The following is a 19,953-nucleotide window of genomic DNA, read 5'->3' as shown; positions in this document are numbered from 1 at the left end:
CATAACCATATGAATTTCTGATATTTGATAAAAACAGAATAGATGCTTAGTGTGCCGCCCTCGTCAGTAGTGAGGTCGATGGTTTCCATGGATGCGTTTATCCAGCAGCTGCTCAATGGTTTGATGACGGGCAGTCTCTACGCGCTAGTGGCCTTGGGTTACACCATGGTCTACGGCATTTTGCGGATCATCAACTTTGCCCATGGCGATGTGTTGATGATTGGCGCTTTGGTGGGCCTCTCGGTGATTCGCCTGTTGCAGGTGACATGGCCGGCGATGCCGCCGGTGCTGGTGCTGCTGGCAGCCACTGTGATTGCCATGGCGTTCTGCGCGGTACTCGCGGTGCTGATTGAACGGGTCGCTTATCGGCGCCTGCGCAATGCGCCGCGCCTGGCGCCATTGATCAGCGGCATCGGGGTGTCGTTGTTGCTGCAAACCGTCGCCATGTTGGTGTGGACGCGTAACCCGCAGATGTTCCCGCAACTGCTGCCGCTGGAACCGATTGAAGTGCTCGCGGGAGCTTCGGCGCATCCGGCGATCACCAACGCTACCGCCCTGACCACCATTGCCGTCGCACTGTCGGTAATGGTCGCGCTGCTGGTGCTGGTGGAACGCACACGCTTTGGTCGGGCCATGCGCGCCGTGGCCGAGAACCCGCAGGTGGCGAGCCTGATGGGCATCAACCCGAATCGCATCATCGTGCTGACCTTTGCCATTGGCGGCGCCCTGGCGGCATTGGCCGGGATCATGATGGCGAGCAACTACGGCAGCGCGCATTTCTACATGGGTTTCCTGCCGGGCATCAAGGCGTTTACCGCGGCCGTATTGGGCGGCATCGGCAACCTCAAGGGCGCGATGCTTGGCGGCCTGCTGCTGGGGTTGATCGAGGCCCTGGGTACCGGCTACCTGGGCGCTGCCACCCAGGGTGTGTTCGGCAGCAATTACCAGGATGTGTTTGCCTTTATCGTGTTGATCGCGGTGCTGGTGTTTCGTCCTTCGGGGCTGTTGGGCGAACGACTGGCGACCCGCGCATGAGTGTCCTGAATACCTCCCGCCAGCGCGCCAGCTTTGGCCTTGTATTGTTCGCCGTGGCGCTGGTGCTGGCGCCGTGGATTGTCGGGCATGCCGGCGGCAATACCTGGGTGCGCACCCTCGATTTCGCGTTGCTGTACATCATGCTGGCCCTGGGCCTGAACATCGTCGTGGGTTACGCCGGGCTGCTGGACATGGGTTTTATCGCGTTCTACGCAGTGGGCGCGTACCTCGCCGCATTGCTGTCATCGCCGCATCTGTTGCAGCAATTCCCGGCGCTGATGGCGCTGCTGCCGGCGGGCATGCACACCTCGATCTGGTTGATCCTGCCCTTGGCCGCGTTGCTGGCGGCGGGCTTTGGCGTGTTGTTGGGCGCACCGACCTTGCGCCTGCGCGGCGATTACCTGGCCATCGTGACCCTGGGCTTTGGTGAAATCATCCGCATATTGCTGCGCAACCTGGATCGCCCGGTGAACATCACCAACGGGCCCAAAGGTATTTCCCAGGTCGACCCGGTCAACCTGCTGGGGATCAACCTCGGGCGCACCCAGGAGCTGTTCGGCCTGCGCCTGCCTTCGGTCTATCTGTACTACTACCTGTTCGCCGCGCTGGTGGTGCTGATCCTGTTTGCCTGCATTCGCCTGGAGCGTTCGCGCATCGGGCGGGCCTGGGTGGCGATTCGTGAAGATGAGGAAGCGGCCCAGGCCATGGGCGTCAACACCCTGCGCTTGAAGCTGTTGGCGTTCGCCATTGGTGCCGGGTTTGGCGGCGTGAGCGGGGCGTTGTTCGCCTCGTTCCAGGGCTTTGTCTCGCCGGAGTCCTTCACTCTCAATGAGTCCATCGCGGTGCTGGCGATGGTGGTGCTCGGCGGCATGGGCCATATCCCCGGTGTGATTCTCGGCTGCGTATTGCTGGCGGCGTTGCCCGAAGCCTTGCGCGCGAGCATGGGCCCGTTGCAGCAGGCGCTGTTCGGCCAGGTGCTGGTGGACCCGGAAATCATTCGTCAGTTGTTCTACGGGCTCGCGCTGATCCTGGCGATGCTCTATCGACCGGCAGGCCTGTGGCCAAAAGGAGTGGCGCGATGAATCAGCCGCTGTTGCAGATTGACCAGGTGAACAAGCGCTTCGGCGGCGTGGCGGCGCTCACCGACGTGAGCCTGAGCATCCAGCCTGGGGAGATCTATGGCTTGATCGGCCCCAATGGCGCCGGTAAAACCACCTTCTTCAACGTGATGACCGGCCTGTATACCCCGGATTCCGGGCGCTTCCGGCTCGACGGCGAGGACTACAAGCCGGCCAGCGTGCACCAGGTGGCCCAGGCTGGCATCGCCCGGACCTTCCAGAATATCCGCCTGTTCAACACCATGAGCGCGCTGGAAAACGTCATGGTCGGCCGCCATGTGCGCACCCGCAATGGCGTGTGGGCCGCCTTGAGTCGCCATCGTCGAGCCCGGGAGGAGGAAGCGCAAACCCGCGCCCATGCCCATCGCCTGTTGGCGTATGTCGGGCTGGCGGGGTTCGCCAATTACCGCGCCGACAGCCTGTCCTACGGCCACCAACGCCGCCTGGAAATCGCCCGGGCCCTGGCCACTGAACCACGTTTGCTGGCCCTCGACGAGCCGGCGGCCGGGATGAACGCTGCCGAGAAAGTGCAGCTGCGCGGCCTGCTGGAAAAGATCCGCGACGACGGCCACACGCTGCTGCTGATCGAGCATGACGTGAAGCTGGTGATGGGGGTGTGCGACCGCATCAGCGTGCTCGATTACGGCCAGGTGATCGCCGTGGGCGCGCCCGCCGAAGTGCGCCGCGACCCGGCCGTGATCCAGGCCTATCTGGGAGCCAGCGCCCATGTCTGAACCTTTATTGAAAGTCGACGGCTTGCAGGTGCGCTACGGCGCCATCGAAGCGGTCAAGTCCCTGGATTTACACATCGGCGAAGGCGAGCGAGTGACGTTGATCGGTGCCAACGGTGCCGGCAAGACCTCCAGCCTCAAGGCCCTGACCGGATTGCTGCCGGCAGCGGCGGGGCAGATTCACTTCGCCGGGCGTTCGATCCTCGGCCAGGCGCCGGACCAATTGCTGCGCCAGGGCATTGCGATGGTACCGGAAGGGCGCGGGATCTTTGCGCGCATGAGCGTCCTGGAAAACCTCCAGGCCGGGGCCTTCCTGCGTCGTGACACCGAGCAGGTGAACCGCGAGATCCGCCAGTTGTTCGAGCACTTCCCGCGTCTGGAGGAGCGCCTGCAGCAGTCCGCCGGCCTGCTCTCCGGTGGCGAGCAACAGATGCTCGCGCTGGCCCGGGCGCTGCTCTCCAAGCCGCGCTTGCTGGTGCTGGACGAACCGTCCATGGGCCTGGCGCCGATCATGGTGGAGAAGATCTTCCAGGTGATCGACGACGTGTGCCGCCAGGGCATGACCCTGCTGCTGGTGGAGCAGAACGCCCGGCTCGCGCTGCAGGTCACCGACCGTGCCTATGTGATGGACACCGGGCGCATCAGCCTCACTGGCCCGTCCCATGAATTGCTCGACCACCCCGAGGTGCGCAGTGCCTACCTCGGTGAATGAATCAACCCTGACGCTACCGGACGCCCGGCGTGTTCCGACCAGCCCGTAAAGAAACAGGAACCACTGATGAAGACTTTCAAGCACACCCTAGTGATCGGCCTGGCCTTGAGCAGCCTGGCGAGTGCCATGGCCCACGCCGACCAGACCGTATTGATCGGCCTGGCCGGGCCGTTGACCGGCCCGTCGGCGCGGATCGGCAAGGACCTGGAAAACGGCGCGCAACTGGCCATCGACGCGGCCAACGCCAAACACCCGAAAATCAACGGTGAGGCGGTGACCTTCAAGCTGCTGTCCGAGGACGACCAGTCCGACCCGCGCACCGCCGTCACCGTGGCCCAGCGCCTGGTGGACGAAGGCGTGGTGGGTGTGGTCGGCCACTGGAACACCGGCACCAGCATTCCGGCGGCGCGGGTTTATCACGATGCAGGTATCGCGCAAGTCGCCCCGGTTGCTACCGGGCACGCGTATACCCAGCAGGGCTTCGATACCAGCTTCCGGATCATGGGCCATGACGACGATGGCGGCCAGGTGGCCGGCGACTATGCTTTGAACACCCTCAAGGCCCGGCGCATTGCGGTGATCGACGACCGCACCGCATTCGGCCAGGGCCTGGCGGACCAGTTCGTCAAATCCATCGAGGCCGGTGGCGCCAAGGTGGTGTCTCGTGAATACGTCGACGACAAGACCATCGATTTCAGCGCAGTGCTGACCAATATCCGCAGCCAGAACCCGGACCTGATTTTCTTTGGTGGCGTCGATTCCCAGGCCGCGCCTTTGGCCAGGCGTATCAAGCAACTGGGCATCAAGGCACCGCTGATGGGGGCCGGTGGGTTTGTCAGCCAGACCTTCCTGCAACTGGCGCAGAACGAAGGCGAGGGCGTGATTGCCCTGGAGCCGGGCCTGGCGGTGGCGCAGATGCCGGGTGGCAAGGCGTTCGAGCAGGCTTACAAGGATCGCTACAAGGCGCCGATCGAACTGCACGCGCCGTTTGCCTATGACGGTGTCGGGGTGTTGGTGGCGGCGATCGAGAAGGCCGACTCGGTGGACCCGCAAAAGTACCTGCCGGTGCTGCGCGCCATCAGCTATCAGGGCGTGACCGGGACCATTGCGTTTGATACCGAGGGCAATTTGAAGAAGCCGTCGTTCACCGTGTATCAGGTCAAGGGCAATCAGTGGCAGCCAGTGAGTGTGGCGGGCGGCAAGTAAACGAATTCTGTGGAGCTGACGGAGGCACACAATGAGCAAGCTGGAAGGTGAACTGGGCATCCTGGCCCGGCGGCGGATCGAAGCCGAAATCATCAAGCCGATCTACGAGATCCTGGTGCGCGAGCAGGGCAAGGACTTTGCGGCGGCGGTGATCGGCGAGGCGGTGGGCAATGCAGCGATCCAGGCCGGCAAGCACTTTGCCGAGCTGGAAGAGCAGGGCGCCGACCTCAAGAGCTTTGTCGAGCTGCAAGTGCTCTGGGAAAAGGACGATGCGCTGAAGGTCGAGATCATCGCCAGCGACGCCGAGCACTACGACTATGACGTGAAGCGCTGCCGCTATGCCGAGATGTACCACGAGATGGGCCTGGGCGAGATCGGTCACCTGCTGTCCTGCAACCGCGACGAACTGTTTATCGTCGGCTACAACCCGGACATCAAGCTGACCCGCACCCAGACCATCATGGGCGGTGCCCATCACTGTGACTTCCGCTACCGGGCCAAACCCCAGGAGCCGCGTTCATGAACGACTTGGCGCGGGTCAATGGCGAGCGCCTGTGGGGCTCGCTGATGGAAATGGCGCAGATCGGCGGCACCGAAAAGGGCGGGGTCTCGCGCCTGGCCCTCACGGATGAGGACCGCCGTGGTCGCGACCTGTTTGTGCAATGGTGCGAAGCGGCCGGTTGCAGCATTCGGGTGGATGCCATGGGCAATATCTTTGCCCGTCGCGCCGGGCGCCAGGATCACCTGGCCCCGGTGTTGACCGGTTCCCATGGCGATTCCCAGCCGGCGGGCGGCAAGTACGACGGTATCTACGGCGTGCTGGCCGGGCTGGAGGTGGTGCGCACCTTGAATGACCTGGGGATCGAGACCGAGCGGCCAATCGAAGTGGTGAACTGGACCAACGAAGAAGGCTCGCGGTTTGCGCCGGCGATGATTTCCTCGGGGGTGTATGCCGGGGTGTTTGACCTGGAGTACGGCCTGTCCCGGGAAGATAAGGCCGGGATCACCATCGGCCAGGCGTTGCAGCAGATTGGTTATGCCGGTGCGCATCCGGTGGGTGGCCAGGCGGTGCATGCGGCGTTTGAGCTGCATATCGAACAGGGGCCGATTCTTGAGGCACTGGGCCTGACCATCGGTGTGGTCACCGGCGCCCAGGGCCAGCGCTGGTATGAAGTGGAACTGAGCGGGCGAAGCGCCCATGCCGGGACGACGCCGATGGATCACCGGCTGGATGCGTTGCTCGGGTTTGCCCGGGTGGTGGAGGCAGTCAATCAGATTGGCCTGGAACAGGGCGCCGAAGGGCGGGCGACGGTGGGCATGGCGAACATCTTCCCCAATTCACGCAACGTGGTGCCGGGCCGGGTGTTTTTCAGTGTGGAGTTTCGGCATCCGGATGAAGCGGTGCTGGGGTATCAGGATCAGCAGTTGCAGGCGGCAGTGGCGCTGATTGCCGAGGGGATTGGTTTGCAGCACAGCGTGAAGCAGATCTTCCAGTACGCGCCGATTGCCTTCGACCCTGGGTGTGTGGAGGTGGTGCGGGCTTCGGCGCAAGCGTTGGGGTATAGCCATCGCGCCATGATTTCCGGGGCCGGGCATGATGCCTGCTACCTGAACCGGGTGGCGCCGACGGCGATGATTTTTGTGCCGTGTGTGGAGGGGCTGAGCCATAACGAGGCGGAGGAGATTCATCCGCAGTGGTCGACGGCGGGGGCGGATGTGTTGTTGCAGGCGGTGTTGGCCAAGGCGCAGGCGTGAGCGAGGTTTAACTGTTCAACTGGATTCCCTGTGGGAGCTGTCGAGCTTTAGCGAGGCTGCGATGAGGCCCTGTCAGGCAATAGAGATGTCGACAGTCAGGCCGCCATCGCAGCCTCGCTAAAGCTCGACAGCTCTCACAGGGGACCGAGTTTCCACAGGGGGGGGCGAGTTCCCACAGGGGAACCAGTTCCCATAGGAAATCCAGTTTTCGCTCCGGAGCTTCTTTGTCTGATGATCAGCGGAAGAACTCGCCCGGTGTGGCGTCGAACTGCTGGCGGAAGGCGTTGATGAAGGCCGAGGTGGATTCGTAGCCGCAGGCCAGCGCCACATCGGTCACGCGTTCGCCTTGTTCCAGGGCGGGCAGGGCGCTCAACAATCGCAGGCGCTGGCGCCATGCGCGAAAGGTCAGGCCGGTGTCGCTCAGGAACAGCCGGCTGAGGGTTTTCTCGCTGACCGCCAGTTTCTGGCTCCACTGCCCCAGGGTGGTTTGCTGCTCCGGGTGCAGGTTCAGGCTGCGGTAAATCTGCCGCAAGCGGCTGTCGGCGGGCAGCGGCAACATCAGGTCGACCTGGGGCGCGGCGGCCAGTTGGTCCAGCACCACTTGGGCCAGCCGTCCATCCGGGCCATCCTCGGCGTATTCCACCGGCAATTCGCTGAAGCTGCGAATCAACTCGCGCAACAGGCTGCTCACCGCCAGCACCTGGCAGCGGTCGGCCGCCCAGGCGGTGACGCTGCAATCGAGGTACAGGCTGCGCATCTCGGTATGGGGCGAACTGAACACCCGGTGTGGCATGCCGGCCGGTATCCACACGGCCCGCTGGGGTGGCGCGACGAAGCGTCCTACGCTGGTCTGGATCTCCAGCACCCCGGATATTGCGTAGGACAACTGCACCCACGGGTGACTATGGCGGCGGGTCAGCGCGCGGTTGGGCAGGGATTCGGTGCGGCCATACACCGGCCTGGGCAGGCTGGAAAGCCCGGGCACGCTGCGGCGCACGGTTTTGTCATGTCCTTTTGGCGGCATTTACTGGCTCATTGGCGTTAGTCGGTAACAAGCCGTTACGTTAGAGTCGCGACGATGCTCTTGGCAACCCCTGGAAGATTGGCCTATGACCCGTCCACGCTTTTTACCTGACAACTTCACCCTGACCCTGGTGGCCACGGTGATCCTCGCGTCCCTGCTGCCCGCCAGCGGCCAGACCGCCGTGGCCTTTGGCTGGGTGACCAACCTGGCCATCGCGCTGCTGTTTTTCCTGCACGGCGCGAAACTGTCGCGCCAGGCCATTGTTGCCGGTGCGGGTCATTGGCGCTTGCACCTGCTGGTGTTCAGCCTGACCTTCGTGCTGTTTCCGTTGCTGGGCCTGGCGCTCAAGCCGGTGTTGTCGCCGCTGATCGGTAAAGACCTGTACATGGGCATGCTCTATTTGTGTGCGTTGCCCGCCACCGTGCAGTCGGCGATTGCCTTTACCTCGCTGGCCCGGGGCAATATCCCGGCGGCGATTTGCAGCGCGGCGGCGTCGAGCCTGTTCGGGATCTTCCTGACGCCATTGCTGGTGACGTTGCTGCTGAATGTGCATGGCGATGGCGGCTCCACCGTCGATGCGATCCTGAAAATCAGTGTTCAATTGTTGCTACCGTTCATCGCCGGGCAAATCGCCCGTCGCTGGATCGGCGAGTGGGTAGGGCGTAACAAATCCTGGCTGAAGTTCGTCGACCAGGGGTCGATTTTGCTGGTGGTCTACGGCGCCTTCAGCGAAGCGGTCAACGAAGGCATCTGGCACCAGATTCCGTTGTGGGAACTGGGTGGCCTGGTGGTGGCGTGCTGTGTGTTGCTGGCGCTGGTACTGGTGGCGTCCACGGTGCTGGGCAAGGCTTTTGGCTTCAGCCAGGAAGACCGGATCACCATCCTGTTCTGCGGCTCGAAGAAAAGCCTGGCCACCGGTGTGCCGATGGCCCAGGTGTTGTTTGCCGGGGCGAGCATGGGGGTGCTGATCTTGCCGCTGATGCTGTTTCACCAGATCCAGTTGATGGTCTGCGCGGCGCTGGCCCAGCGCTATGCCAAGCGTCCTGAGTCGATTCCCGAGCTGATGGGGCAAGTCGATCCCTGAATCGTCGTGTTACTATTTTTTGCGCGCGGCTCAAGGCCCGGCATCGGGCCGGCTTGATCTGCGCGCAAACGAGTACGACGACCTGTAAATGAGCATTTCCGCCGCAACACCTCAAGCCAACTGGCAACCGGTCTTCGCTCTCGCGTTGGCCGCTTTCGTTTTCAATACCACCGAATTTGTACCGGTCGGCCTGCTGAGTGCCATCGGCGCGAGCTTCGACATGCCCATCGCCAGCGTCGGCCTGATGCTGACCATCTATGCCTGGATCGTGTCCCTGACCTCGCTGCCGGTGATGCTGCTGACCCGTAACGTCGAGCGGCGCAAGCTGCTGATCGTGCTGTTCGGCATGTTTATCGCCAGCCATATCCTGTCCAGCGTGGCCACCAGCTTTGGCATCCTGATGCTCAGCCGGGTCGGCATTGCCCTGTCCCATGCGTTGTTCTGGTCGATTACTGCCTCCCTCGCGGTGCGTTTGGCGCCGGAGGGCAAGCAGGTGCAGGCCCTTGGGTTGCTGGCTACCGGTACTTCCCTGGCGATGGTTCTGGGTATTCCGCTGGGCCGCTTGCTGGGCGAAGCCATGGGCTGGCGCACCACCTTCCTGGTGATCGGCGCGTTTGCCGCCGGGCTGGTGTTCTGGCTGGCGCGCACCTTGCCGCTGCTGCCGAGCCAGAACTCCGGTTCGCTGCGCAGCTTGCCGCTGTTGTTCAAGCGCCCGGCGCTGGTGGCGTTGTATGTGCTGACGGCGATGGTGGTGACGGCGCAGTTCACTGCCTACAGTTATGTTGAGCCGTTTGTTGAAGGTGTTGCCGGTATGAGTGGCAATACGGTGACCCTGATCCTGCTGGTGTTTGGCGGCGCGGGGATCATTGGCTCGTTGTTGTTCAGCCTGGTGCATCGCTTTAATCCGCACCGGTTCCTGATCAGCGCGGTGACTATCCTGGCGCTGTGCCTGGCGTTGTTGCTGCCGTTGAGTGGCGAGGTGTCGTACCTGGTGACCCTGAGTGTGTTCTGGGGCATGGCCATCATGGGTTTTGGCCTGGCGTTGCAATCGAAGGTACTGGTGCTGGCGCCGGATGCCACGGATGTGGCGATGGCGATGTTTTCCGGAATCTACAACATCGGCATTGGTGGTGGGGCGTTGATGGGCAGTTGGGTGGGCAGCCACTTTGGTTTTGCCTGGATCGGCGCGGCGGGCGGGTTGCTGGCAGCGGTGGCGTTGATTGGGTATTGCCTGGCGATTTATCGGTTTGGGCAGGGTGTGGCGCGTAGCCCTCTGTAGGAGGTAATTTTCATGGCAGTTCGTTTGATTAAACCGGCGGTATTCGCAGTGCTCGCCGGGTTTTCCGTGTTGTGGCTCAGCCCTGTGAGCCTGGCGGCCAGTTTTGACTGTGACCGGGCGAAGGCGCCTGACGAGAAAACCATCTGTGCCACGCGCTCCCTCAATGATCAGGACGTGACCATGGCGCTGCTTTATGACCTCAACCGGCACTTCATGGCCATGGGCGGGCGCGGTTCGTTGATGGATGATCAGGCTGTGTGGCTCAAGCAACGGCATACGTGCGGCGCCCAAGTCAGTTGCCTGAGCAAAGCCTATACGCAGCGGATTGCGATGTTGCGTAGCTTTATTGATGAGCGGGTGATGACGAAGGGGCCGTTCTGAATAACGGGCATAAAGGTACAACGCCGGCTAAAGTCAGTTTTCTCAACAGAGTCTGAAAGCACATCAACACACCGCAGCAGGTTTGCCATGGACGAAAAACCAAACGCGTTACACATAGCGGAAATTCCCTACGAGACCGGTGAGGTTCGATTCAGGTATTCGCGTTACCTGTCCGAGGACGGCACGCAATGGATTCGACATGGGCTTTTTCGCGCCTACCACCCAAACGGCAACCTGGCTTCCGAGGGGAATTACGTGGATGGCGCCGAACACGGCGACTGGCGGGACTACCACGACAATGGACAGGTGGCGGCGCAGGGCGTTTATGAGCGTGGCCAGGAAGTTGGGCTGTGGTCGTTCTGGGATGCAGATGGATCTCTGGAGGAGTCCTCATGACCACTGAGCTTGCAGCGTCGCTGCACGAAGAGATCCAGTCGTTATGCAGTGCAGGTGATCAATTGGCCGATGACGGCCGTTATGAAGAGGCCATCGAGCAATACAACAAGGCCTGGATCTTGATCCCCGAGCCGAAAAATGATTGGGAAGCCTCCACCTGGGTATTGGCTGCCATCGCTGATGCATGCTTTTTATCCGGATTCAACGGCTCAGCCCGGGATGCCTTGGACTATGCGATGACCTGTCCGGGCGGTCTCGGAAATCCGTTTTTACATCTGCGCCTGGGGCAGGTTTTGCTGGATCAGGGCCACGATGATCAGGCCGCCGATGAATTGATGCGGGCATACATGGGCGCAGGGGCCGAGATCTTTGACAACGAGGATGGGCGCTATCTGCGCTTTCTTGGCACGCGGGCAAATCTCTAGACGCGAGGGCGGGTGTTGATGTCCACGTTGGCAATGATCCGGCAGCAATGTTTGCTTTTGAATGGCGCGCGCGCCGTTGAGCCTGGGTTTCTTGATGAGGTGCAGAGCCACCTTGGCCTGGAGCTTGCGGATGATTTTCGTGAGGCTGCCGAGTTCTTCGATGGCTCTGGAATCTACGTTTTGCCCTTGCACGCAATAGGGTGGGCGCCTGCGCCGAATGTCCTGGACGAAACCAGACGTCTTCGAGAGCGTGCCGGGCTTGCGCGGCAGTTTTTGGTATTAGCCCAACCGCCGGCCAGTTTGATCGTGATGGATTGCTCGGGCGGAGGCGGTCGGGTGATTTGGTGTGATGACGTGGATGTGTGCCGCCTGGGTAGGGAGGCCTTGTTGACTGCGCCGGATTCATGGCCGACGTACACCGCGTTTCTTGAATACCTGATCAGTGAAGAGCAGCAAGATCGTGTGAATCTGCCCGACGATAAAGCTTGATGCTACGAGCCTGGCTGAAGTCCGGCGAGAGGGTGACGCGGAGCGTCACGGTATGCATTCCCACGCAGAGCGTGGGAACGATCAAATGCTCAAAATTTGTTATGGGCTGTCCCAACCATAGTGAAAAATTGTTGGCTCACGACATTCTCCCTAATATCAGAATGTTCGATCCTACAGATCTTGTAATAGTTTTGCATTGTAGGAAATTCTTGTTTCGCCTGTACGATTCAAGTCCTTTTCCCACAACAGGACCTACATGAACACCCTCTCGGAGCCTCCCAGTCGTCTTTCCCCAAGACATGCACTGTCGCCGTTCCCGCTGATCGCCTGCCTCCGGGCCAAGCATCCCGTCTTCCGATTGCCTACCCTTACCCGGTCCCTCGACCGTGCGTTGCCGTGCCCGGCATTCTGAAAAACTTGAAGAGATACTGAAAAATGGAATGGTTAGCGGATCCAACGGCCTGGCTCGGCCTGTTGACTTTGATTGTGCTGGAGCTGGTGCTGGGCATCGACAACCTGGTGTTTATCGCGATCCTGGCGGACAAGCTGCCGCCGGAGCAGCGTGACCGTGCGCGTCTGATCGGTTTGTCCCTGGCGTTGCTGATGCGTCTGGGCCTGTTGGCAAGTATTTCCTGGTTGGTGACCCTGACCCAACCGCTGTTCGAGGTGTTCGACAAGAGTTTCTCGGGCCGTGACTTGATCATGCTGTTTGGTGGTGTGTTCCTGTTGTTCAAGGCCACCATGGAATTGCATGAGCGCCTTGAGGGGCATGTGGCTCAGCGCACTGGCAACGTGGCCTATGCGATGTTCTGGCCGATCGTTGCGCAGATTGTGGTGCTGGATGCGGTGTTCTCCCTCGATGCGGTGATTACTGCCGTGGGCATGGTGGATGAGCTGGCGGTGATGATGATCGCGGTGATCATTTCCATCGGCCTGATGATCGTTGCCAGCAAGCCGCTGACCCGTTTCGTCAACGCCCACCCGACGGTGATCATGCTGTGCCTGGGCTTCCTGATGATGATCGGTTTTGCCCTGACGGCCGAAGGCCTGGGCTTCCACATTCCCAAAGGCTATCTGTACGCGGCCATCGGCTTCTCGATCCTGATCGAGCTGTTCAACCAGATCGCCCGGTCGCGCCGCAAGAAGTCGGCCCAGGGCACGCTGCCGAGGCGTGAGCGCACGGCCCACGCGGTGATGCGTTTGCTCGGCGGGCGTAATCTGGCAGTGGAGGAGGTGGGTGAAGAGGTCGCCGACCTGCTGGACAACCCCGATGCCAACGGCGGGCCGCTGTTCGACCGGCGCGAGCGGGTGATGATCAGTGGCGTGCTGCAACTGGCTGAACGCCCGATCCGTACGCTGATGACGCCTCGGGCGAAGGTGGACTCTATAGATTTGTCGGACGATCCCGACACTATCCGCCTGAAACTGATGCATTCGTCTTACTCGCGTCTGCCCTTGATCCGCGACGGTAATGTCGACGAGCCATTGGGCTTTGTGCACAAGAAGGAGTTGCTCAAGGAATACCTGGCCGGTAACGAGCCGAACCTGGAGCACCTGGCGCGCCGGGCGGTCAACTTGCTGGAGAGTTTTTCGATTCTCAATGCCCTGGAGCAGATGCGTGAGGAGTCGACTCACATTGCCTTCGTGATCAACGAATTTGGCGACTTTATCGGGGTGTTGAGCATGACCGACATCCTCGAGTCCATCGCCGGTGAGTTGCCGGATGCGAGTGAGGTCGAAGGCCCGGATATCGTCGAGGAGGAGGGTGGTTTTCGCGTCAATGGCGCCTTGAACCTCAACCTGATCCGCCAGCGCACCGGCTTCAAGGCTGTGGCGACGGAGGATTACCAGACCCTGGCCGGGCTGGTGATGAGCCTGCTGGATCGACTGCCGGTGGTCGGTGACAGCCTGGAACATGAAGGCTGGCGCCTGACCGTGGCGGCGGTGGAGGAGCGGCGGGTCACGCAGGTGTTGCTGGCCCCTCTTTAACGGGTGAATTTCATTCGACGCTGGGCTGGCCTTTGGATAGCATCGCCGCTCACTGAACCGTTAAGGAAGGGTTACCCGAATGACTTTGGACGTGCTTAAGATTTCTGCATTCTGTGACGGCAACCAGGGCGGTAACCCTGCAGGTGTTTGGATCGGTGACAGCCTGCCGGAAGCTGTAGAAATGCAGCGTATCGCCCACGAAGTCGGGTTTTCGGAAACCGTATTTGCCTGCCCGCAGGATGACGGCTGGCGCGTGCGGTACTTCGCGCCGGAGTCCGAAGTTGCGTTTTGCGGGCATGCCACCATCGCCCTCGGTGCGGCCTTGAGCCTGGCGCTGGGCGATGGCGAATTCCACCTGGCGTTGAACAACGGCGATATTTCCGTCAGCGGCCGCAGCGAAGGCGACCTGATCGAGGCCGCGCTGCAATCCCCGCCAACCCGCAGCGCACCGGCCAACGATGCCCTGGTGGACGCGGGCCTGACCCTGTTCGGTTACACCCGCAATGACCTGGACCCGAGCATTCCGCCAGCGATCATCCATGCCGGCATCTCCCACCTGGTGCTGGCGCTCGACAGCCGCGCCAAACTCAGCCAGATGCACTATGAACTGGAGGCCGGTCGCCGCTACATGACCGACGCCGGTTTGGGTACCGTGGTGCTGGTGTTTGCCGAAAGCCCGACGCTGTTCCACACCCGCAACCCGTTTGCCGTGGGCGGCGTGTACGAAGACCCGGCCACGGGTGCCGCGACCGCCGCCTTTGCCGGCTACCTGCGGGACCTGGGCTGGCCGCACACCGGGCGCATCGACATCATTCAAGGCGAGGACATGGGCAGCCGCTCGCGCTTGCAGGCGCAGATCACCGATGAGAAGGGTGCCTCGATTCGGGTTTCGGGGACGGCGCGGTTGATGTTGGAGGACTGATTCTGGTCCTGGCGAACGTCTCCCTCAGCTTTTTTTCGTCGAACCCTTTCAGCTTATTGATCATCTTGCCATTCTGGAAAACCAGCAGTGTGGGCGTGCCGGTTACCTCCGGGTGCCTCGGGGTTTGGGCAGTGTCGAGTACCAGGCTTTTCACGGAGCTGGCGTATTTCCCGGCAATCCGTTCAAACAGTGGCCCGGCTTCCCCGCAGGCCGGGCAGTGCTGCGAAACAAACAGCATGAACACCGTTCTATGCGTCTTGAGCAACTGCTGATACTGCTCGGCATCGGCAATCACCGCCGTTGCAATTCCCATGATGATCTCCTTGAGCGAAAGGCCTGGCCCACGCTAATCCCGGCGATCAAAACCGTCTACTGTCAAAACTAACAGGTACCCACCTCCAACTGGTCCATTGTGGCGAGGGAGCTTGCTCCCGCTGGGCTGCGCAGCAGCCCCAAAGGATTCAACGCTCCGCCCGCTCCCGAGCCTTCTTCGCCAACCCCACGCACTGCTTATAGTCACCCTGATCCTTGGCATCCTTGGCCCGACGATACCCATGATGATTCTGCGTGGTGTAGTTCGTACTGAACGCCGCCTTCAGCCTGACCAGCTCGGCCTTGCATTCGCGCCGGTCATCCTTGGCGAACACCTGGGTGGCAAATGCCAGCGACAACAACGTAAGGACAAGACTGATCTTCATCTGAACGCGTTCCTTGGGGGGCTCGATCATCTGCCAAGACTAGCCCAGCCACGGAATTCTTCCATTCGGCCACCGCACCGCTTTCGTGCACGGTAACGACCCGCACCCGCACCCAAATGTGGCCTGCCACCCCGGTGTGTAGCCAACGGTAGCAATCTGATTGCAGCAGCCGGCCCGGTGCCTCATCACTGATAAAAATCTATCCCATTGATTTAAAAAGAAATTAATCCCTCAATATTTTTCTGTTATCGCGTGTGGCACACTTTCTGCTGTCTATTCCGTTGTTACATACTAAGTTCCGGTATAGCGGAATACACAATCCCTGGAGTGCTTGTCATGCATCACCGACCTTCCGTGTTCAAAGCGTGTGTTTTTCTCTTCGCCGCATCGGCTTCCCTCGCCAGCGTAGTGCAGGCGGCGGACAGCAAGCTCGATACAGTGCTCAAGCGTGGGCACCTGATCGTGGGTACAGGCAGTACCAATGCGCCGTGGCACTTCCAGGGAGCGGATGGCAAGTTGCAGGGTTTTGACATCGACATCGGCCACATCGTGGCCAAGGGTCTGTTCAATGACCCGAGCAAAGTCGAATACGTGGTGCAGTCTTCCGATGCCCGCATTCCCAACCTGTTGACCGACAAGGTCGACATGAGCTGCCAGTTCATCACCGTTACCGCCAGCCGCGCGCAGCAAGTGGCTTTCACCCTGCCGTACTACCGCGAAGGCGTGGGCCTGCTGCTGCCGGCCAACAGCAAATACAAAGAGATCGAAGACCTGCAAGCCGCTGGCGACAGCGTCACCGTGGCCGTGCTGCAAAACGTCTACGCCGAAGAGCTGGTGCACCAGGCATTGCCCAAAGCCAAGGTCGACCAGTACGACAGCGTCGACCTGATGTACCAGGCCGTGAACTCCGGGCGTGCCGACACCGCCGCCACCGACCAGTCCTCGGTCAAGTACCTGATGGTGCAAAACCCGGGCCGCTACCGCAGCCCGAGCTACGCCTGGAGCCCGCAAACCTATGCGTGCGCCGTCAAGCGTGGCGACCAGGACTGGCTGAACTTCGTCAACACCGCCCTGCATGAAGCCATGACCGGTGTGGAATTCCCGATGTACAAGGCCTCGTTCAAGCAATGGTTCGGTGTGGACCTGCCGGAGCCTGCGATCGGTTTCCCGGTTGAGTTCAAGTAATTCGTAAACCCTGGGGCGTCGCTGACGGCGCCCCAATCAGGTACTGCCGACCATGAACTATCAGTTGAACTTTGCGGCTGTGTGGCGCGATTTCCCCAGCTTGCTGGCGGGGCTCGGCCTCGGCCTTGAACTGGCACTGCTGTCCATCGCCATCGGTTGCGTGATCGGCCTGTTGATGGCGTTTGCGATGCTGTCCAAACACCGTGCGCTGCGCATCGTGGCCTCGGTGTATGTGACGGTGATCCGCAACACCCCGATCCTGGTGCTGATCCTGTTGATCTACTTCGCCTTGCCCAGCCTGGGTATCCGGCTGGACAAGATCCCTTCGTTCATCATCACCCTGTCGTTGTACGCCGGTGCCTACCTCACCGAAGTCTTCCGCGCAGGCCTGCTGAACATTCCCAAGGGGTTGCGTGAAGCGGGCCTGGCCATTGGCCTGGGCGAATGGCGTATCCGCGCGTACATCACCGTGCCGGTGATGCTGCGCAACGTGCTGCCGGCGCTGTCGAACAATTTCATTTCGCTGTTCAAGGACACCTCCCTGGCCGCCGCGATCGCGGTGCCGGAGCTGACCTATTACGCCCGCAAGATCAACGTCGAAAGCTACCGGGTGATTGAAACCTGGATGGTCACGACCGCGCTCTACGTGGCTGCCTGTTACCTCATTGCCATGCTGCTCCGTTACCTGGAACAGCGTTTGGCAATTCGCCGCTAAGGAGCGCCCATGTACGAATCCCCCAGCTGGCTGCATGAGTTGTGGATCGCCCGGGAAACCCTCTGGGCGGGGTTCCAGACCAGCGTCTACTGCTCGGCCCTGGCCATTATCTTCGGCACCCTGATCGGCATCGTCGCCGGCTTGGTACTGACCTACGGCAAATTCTGGATGCGCGCACCGTTTCGCCTGTACGTCGACCTGATCCGCGGTACGCCGGTATTTGTGCTGGTATTGGCGTGCTTCTACATGCTGCCGGCGCTTGGCTGGCAGATCACTGCGTTCCAGGCCGGTGCCGTGGGCCTGACGCTGTTCTGCGGCTCTCACGTTTCGGAAATCGTGCGCGGTGCATTGCAGGCCATTCCCAAGGGGCAACTGGAAGCGGGCAAGGCCATCGGCCTGACCTTCTATCAATCCCTGGGCTACGTGCTGTTACCCCAGGCGCTGCGGCAGATCCTGCCGACCTGGGTCAACTCGTCCACCGAAATCGTCAAGGCTTCCACCTTGCTGTCGGTGATCGGCGTGGCCGAGCTGCTCCTCAGCACCCAACAGGTCATCGCCCGGACGTTCATGACCCTGGAGTTCTACCTGTTTGCAGGCTTTATGTTTTTTGTCATCAACTACGCCATCGAATTGTTGGGGCGTTACATTGAAAAGCGGGTGGCGTTGCCATGAACCAACTCTCAAAAGAAAGCCAGCCACTGCTGAACATTCGCGGCCTGCGTAAACAGTACGGCCCGGTGGAAGTGCTCAAGGGCGTCGACCTGAGCATGCAGCGCGGCAACGTCGTGACGTTGATCGGCTCCAGCGGCTCGGGCAAGACCACGCTGCTGCGGTGCGTCAACCTGCTGGAAGAATTCCAGGGCGGCCAGATCACCCTCGACGGTGAATCCATCGGCTACAGCGAGGTCGGCGGCAAGCGCGTGCGCCACCCGGAGCGGGTGATCTCCCAGCACCGCGCGATGACCGGCATGGCGTTCCAGCAGTTCAACCTGTTCCCGCACCTGACCGCCTTGCAGAACGTCACCCTGGGCCTGCTCAAGGTCAAGAAGATGGGCAAGGACGAAGCAGTTGCACTGGCGGAAAAATGGCTGGACCGTGTCGGCCTGCTGGAGCGCCGCAATCACTTCCCGGGCCAACTGTCGGGCGGCCAGCAACAGCGCGTGGCGATTGCCCGGGCGATTGCGATGAACCCGAGCCTGATGCTGTTCGACGAAGTCACCTCGGCCCTGGACCCGGAACTGGTGGGCGAAGTGCTCAGCGTGATCAAGGGTTTGGCGGAAGAGGGCATGACCATGTTGCTGGTCACCCACGAAATGCGCTTTGCCTATGAAGTCTCGGACAAGATCGTCTTCATGAACCAGGGCCGCATTGAAGAACAAGGGCCGCCGAAAGACATCTTCGAACGCCCGCAATCGCCGCGACTGGCGGAATTTCTCAAGAACATTCGTTTTTAATTCACTCGTTTCAGGAGATCCATTATGAGCATTACTCGTTACGGCACCGGTGCCACCGCTGGCGGTGGCCAGCCTCGTCCTTTCGCCCGTGCGGTGGAAGCGGATGGCTGGTTGTACGTGTCGGGCCAGGTGCCGGCGGTGGACGGTGAAATTATCACGGGCGGGATCGTCGAGCAGACCCACCAGACCATGCGCAACGTGGTGGCGATTCTCGAAGAAGCCGGCTACGCCCTTGAAGACGTGGTGCGCGTCGGTGTATGGCTGGAAGACCCGCGGGATTTCTGGAGCTTCAACAAAGTCTTCGGCGAATACTTCAACCCGGAACATGCTCCGGCGCGGGCGTGTGTGCAGGCGAACATGATGGTCGATTGCAAGGTTGAGATCGATTGCGTGGCCTACAAGAAAAAAGGCTAAATGCCCGTCTCTTGAGACCACAGGAGACCCAATGTGGGAGCGGGCTTGCTCGCGAAAGCGGTGTGTCAGTGAATACATCTACAACTGATCCACCGCTTTCGCGAGCAAGCCCGCTCCCACAGGGGGTCTGTGTTGATAGCTACATCTTCAAACGGGACCGACGACTGCCATGACCGAAGACACCATCAAACGCCGCGCCAAAGGCCTCGACCGGGCGTTCGATATCCTCGATTTCCTCAAGGAAATCGGCCAGCCCCTGCGCCCGAATGACATCGCCAGCGGCATCGGCAGCCCCAAATCCACGGTCTACGAACTGGTGGCCTCGCTGCTGGAACGGCGCATCCTCGAAACCGTCGGCAAGGACGGTCACGTCTACCTCGGCCGTCAGCTGTACTTCCTAGGCCAGGCCCACCTGCGCCATTTCGACCTGACCCGCGAAGCCGACCACGCCCTGCAGGAAATCGTCAGCCAAACCCACGAAACCGCCCAGATGTGCCTGCTCAATGGCCGCAAATACACCGTGGCCCTGATGCGCGAAGGCGAGCGGCATTTCCGCATTTCCTCAGACATCGGCGAGAACGCGCCGATCCCCTGGACCGCCTCCGGCCGCCTGCTGCTGGGCCACCTGAGCGACCAGCAAATCATCGACCTGATCGACTACGACGACTTCATCCTCCCGGACGGTCAGCGCCTGCCTCTGGAAACCTTCCTCGGGCAAATCCGTCAGGCCACCCTCGACGGATTCTTCTCCTTCGACAGTGTCGCCGACACCTTTACCCACTGCTTTGCCGCCCCGGTCCGGGACGCCCAAGGCATCAGCATTGCGACCCTGTGCATCGTCGCCCCACGGGCCGATGCGATCAAAAACTACAACGACTACCGCCGGGTGCTGATCGACAGTGCGAACAACCTGGCCCGTCGCATCAACGAATAGGAAACCC

Annotated in this window: 24 protein-coding genes; 21 read left to right on the top strand and 3 right to left on the bottom strand. The window is 61.2% G+C overall.

Going from position 1 to position 19,953, the window contains the following annotated elements:
- The first annotated feature begins 87 nt into the window (after positions 1-87).
- The 7 genes from QF039_RS15930 (at position 88) to QF039_RS15900 (ending at position 6,557) form a co-directional block, all read left to right on the top strand.
- On the top strand, positions 88-1,035 hold the full coding sequence (locus QF039_RS15930) for a branched-chain amino acid ABC transporter permease (RefSeq protein WP_008436930.1): 948 nt from the start codon (positions 88-90) through the stop codon (positions 1,033-1,035).
- Complete coding sequence (locus tag QF039_RS15925) at positions 1,032-2,117, top strand: ABC transporter ATP-binding protein (protein ID WP_087694203.1); 1,086 nt, start codon at positions 1,032-1,034, stop codon at positions 2,115-2,117. The genes QF039_RS15930 and QF039_RS15925 overlap by 4 nt, the downstream gene beginning before the upstream one ends.
- The gene (locus QF039_RS15920; RefSeq protein ID WP_177019454.1) at positions 2,114-2,887 is read left to right on the top strand and encodes an ABC transporter ATP-binding protein; all 774 of its coding nucleotides are present in this window, start codon (positions 2,114-2,116) and stop codon (positions 2,885-2,887) included. The genes QF039_RS15925 and QF039_RS15920 overlap by 4 nt, the downstream gene beginning before the upstream one ends.
- Entirely contained in the window at positions 2,880-3,596 is a 717-nt protein-coding gene (locus tag QF039_RS15915; RefSeq protein WP_008436935.1) for an ABC transporter ATP-binding protein, read from the top strand. The genes QF039_RS15920 and QF039_RS15915 overlap by 8 nt, the downstream gene beginning before the upstream one ends.
- A gap of 66 nt (positions 3,597-3,662) precedes the next feature.
- Positions 3,663-4,802 (top strand): branched-chain amino acid ABC transporter substrate-binding protein, encoded by a 1,140-nt coding sequence (locus QF039_RS15910; RefSeq protein WP_307519387.1) that lies wholly within the window; start codon positions 3,663-3,665, stop codon positions 4,800-4,802.
- Positions 4,803-4,833: 31 nt separating this feature from the next.
- Positions 4,834-5,325 carry an L-2-amino-thiazoline-4-carboxylic acid hydrolase gene (locus QF039_RS15905; protein ID WP_010173377.1) on the top strand — a complete coding sequence of 164 codons (492 nt, stop codon included), beginning with the start codon at positions 4,834-4,836 and terminating at the stop codon, positions 5,323-5,325.
- A complete protein-coding gene (locus QF039_RS15900) occupies positions 5,322-6,557 on the top strand; it encodes a Zn-dependent hydrolase (protein WP_307519384.1) in 1,236 nt (411 codons plus the stop codon). The genes QF039_RS15905 and QF039_RS15900 overlap by 4 nt, the downstream gene beginning before the upstream one ends.
- Before the next feature lie 235 nt (positions 6,558-6,792).
- Here QF039_RS15900 and QF039_RS15895 read toward each other — a convergent pair whose 3' ends face one another.
- Positions 6,793-7,581, bottom strand: a complete 789-nt coding sequence (locus QF039_RS15895; protein WP_003207977.1) for a helix-turn-helix domain-containing protein — start codon at positions 7,579-7,581, stop codon at positions 6,793-6,795.
- Positions 7,582-7,666: 85 nt separating this feature from the next.
- Between QF039_RS15895 and QF039_RS15890 the strand changes: the two genes are divergently transcribed.
- From QF039_RS15890 to QF039_RS15855, 8 genes are all read left to right on the top strand, one after another.
- The gene (locus tag QF039_RS15890) at positions 7,667-8,665 is read left to right on the top strand and encodes a bile acid:sodium symporter family protein (RefSeq protein WP_087694198.1); all 999 of its coding nucleotides are present in this window, start codon (positions 7,667-7,669) and stop codon (positions 8,663-8,665) included.
- Between the two features lie 88 nt (positions 8,666-8,753).
- Positions 8,754-9,944, top strand: a complete 1,191-nt coding sequence (locus QF039_RS15885; protein WP_003207980.1) for a sugar transporter — start codon at positions 8,754-8,756, stop codon at positions 9,942-9,944.
- A 12-nt stretch (positions 9,945-9,956) separates the two neighbouring features.
- On the top strand, positions 9,957-10,325 hold the full coding sequence (locus tag QF039_RS15880) for a lysozyme inhibitor LprI family protein (protein WP_102605896.1): 369 nt from the start codon (positions 9,957-9,959) through the stop codon (positions 10,323-10,325).
- A 192-nt stretch (positions 10,326-10,517) separates the two neighbouring features.
- A complete protein-coding gene (locus QF039_RS15875) occupies positions 10,518-10,721 on the top strand; it encodes a toxin-antitoxin system YwqK family antitoxin (RefSeq protein WP_371132908.1) in 204 nt (67 codons plus the stop codon).
- Positions 10,718-11,146, top strand: coding sequence for a hypothetical protein (locus QF039_RS15870; protein ID WP_003207983.1), 429 nt, complete (start codon positions 10,718-10,720; stop codon positions 11,144-11,146). Before QF039_RS15875 ends, QF039_RS15870 begins: the two co-directional genes overlap by 4 nt.
- Positions 11,147-11,164: 18 nt before the next feature.
- The gene (locus tag QF039_RS15865) at positions 11,165-11,635 is read left to right on the top strand and encodes a hypothetical protein (RefSeq protein ID WP_008436949.1); all 471 of its coding nucleotides are present in this window, start codon (positions 11,165-11,167) and stop codon (positions 11,633-11,635) included.
- A 435-nt stretch (positions 11,636-12,070) separates the two neighbouring features.
- On the top strand, positions 12,071-13,624 hold the full coding sequence (locus QF039_RS15860) for a TerC family protein (RefSeq protein WP_307519376.1): 1,554 nt from the start codon (positions 12,071-12,073) through the stop codon (positions 13,622-13,624).
- A 79-nt stretch (positions 13,625-13,703) separates the two neighbouring features.
- Positions 13,704-14,546, top strand: a complete 843-nt coding sequence (locus QF039_RS15855) for a PhzF family phenazine biosynthesis protein (protein ID WP_307519374.1) — start codon at positions 13,704-13,706, stop codon at positions 14,544-14,546.
- Here QF039_RS15855 and QF039_RS15850 read toward each other — a convergent pair.
- Complete coding sequence (locus tag QF039_RS15850; protein WP_307519372.1) at positions 14,482-14,859, bottom strand: co-chaperone YbbN; 378 nt, start codon at positions 14,857-14,859, stop codon at positions 14,482-14,484. The two genes, QF039_RS15855 and QF039_RS15850, sit on opposite strands and share 65 nt — an antisense overlap.
- A gap of 148 nt (positions 14,860-15,007) precedes the next feature.
- Positions 15,008-15,244 carry a hypothetical protein gene (locus QF039_RS15845; RefSeq protein ID WP_307519370.1) on the bottom strand — a complete coding sequence of 79 codons (237 nt, stop codon included), beginning with the start codon at positions 15,242-15,244 and terminating at the stop codon, positions 15,008-15,010.
- 336 nt (positions 15,245-15,580) lie between these two features.
- Here QF039_RS15845 and QF039_RS15840 point away from each other — a divergent pair, with 336 nt between their 5' ends.
- The 6 genes from QF039_RS15840 (at position 15,581) to QF039_RS15815 (ending at position 19,946) form a co-directional block, all read left to right on the top strand.
- Positions 15,581-16,429: a transporter substrate-binding domain-containing protein gene (locus QF039_RS15840; RefSeq protein WP_003207992.1), complete on the top strand. Its 849-nt coding sequence runs from the start codon at positions 15,581-15,583 to the stop codon at positions 16,427-16,429.
- A gap of 52 nt (positions 16,430-16,481) precedes the next feature.
- The gene (locus QF039_RS15835; RefSeq protein WP_003207993.1) at positions 16,482-17,144 is read left to right on the top strand and encodes an amino acid ABC transporter permease; all 663 of its coding nucleotides are present in this window, start codon (positions 16,482-16,484) and stop codon (positions 17,142-17,144) included.
- Positions 17,145-17,153: 9 nt separating this feature from the next.
- Entirely contained in the window at positions 17,154-17,816 is a 663-nt protein-coding gene (locus QF039_RS15830) for an amino acid ABC transporter permease (RefSeq protein ID WP_003207996.1), read from the top strand.
- Complete coding sequence (locus QF039_RS15825; RefSeq protein ID WP_003207998.1) at positions 17,813-18,598, top strand: amino acid ABC transporter ATP-binding protein; 786 nt, start codon at positions 17,813-17,815, stop codon at positions 18,596-18,598. The genes QF039_RS15830 and QF039_RS15825 overlap by 4 nt, the downstream gene beginning before the upstream one ends.
- A gap of 24 nt (positions 18,599-18,622) precedes the next feature.
- On the top strand, positions 18,623-19,012 hold the full coding sequence (locus QF039_RS15820; RefSeq protein WP_003208000.1) for a RidA family protein: 390 nt from the start codon (positions 18,623-18,625) through the stop codon (positions 19,010-19,012).
- A 169-nt stretch (positions 19,013-19,181) separates the two neighbouring features.
- Positions 19,182-19,946 carry an IclR family transcriptional regulator gene (locus QF039_RS15815; protein ID WP_003208002.1) on the top strand — a complete coding sequence of 255 codons (765 nt, stop codon included), beginning with the start codon at positions 19,182-19,184 and terminating at the stop codon, positions 19,944-19,946.
- Positions 19,947-19,953: the final 7 nt, after the last annotated feature.

It is taken from the genome of Pseudomonas sp. W2I6, assembly GCF_030815935.1.
Taxonomy (GTDB): domain Bacteria; phylum Pseudomonadota; class Gammaproteobacteria; order Pseudomonadales; family Pseudomonadaceae; genus Aquipseudomonas.
The sequence above is the reverse complement of the archived record's forward strand: the minus strand, read 5'-3'. Positions and strand labels throughout refer to the sequence as shown.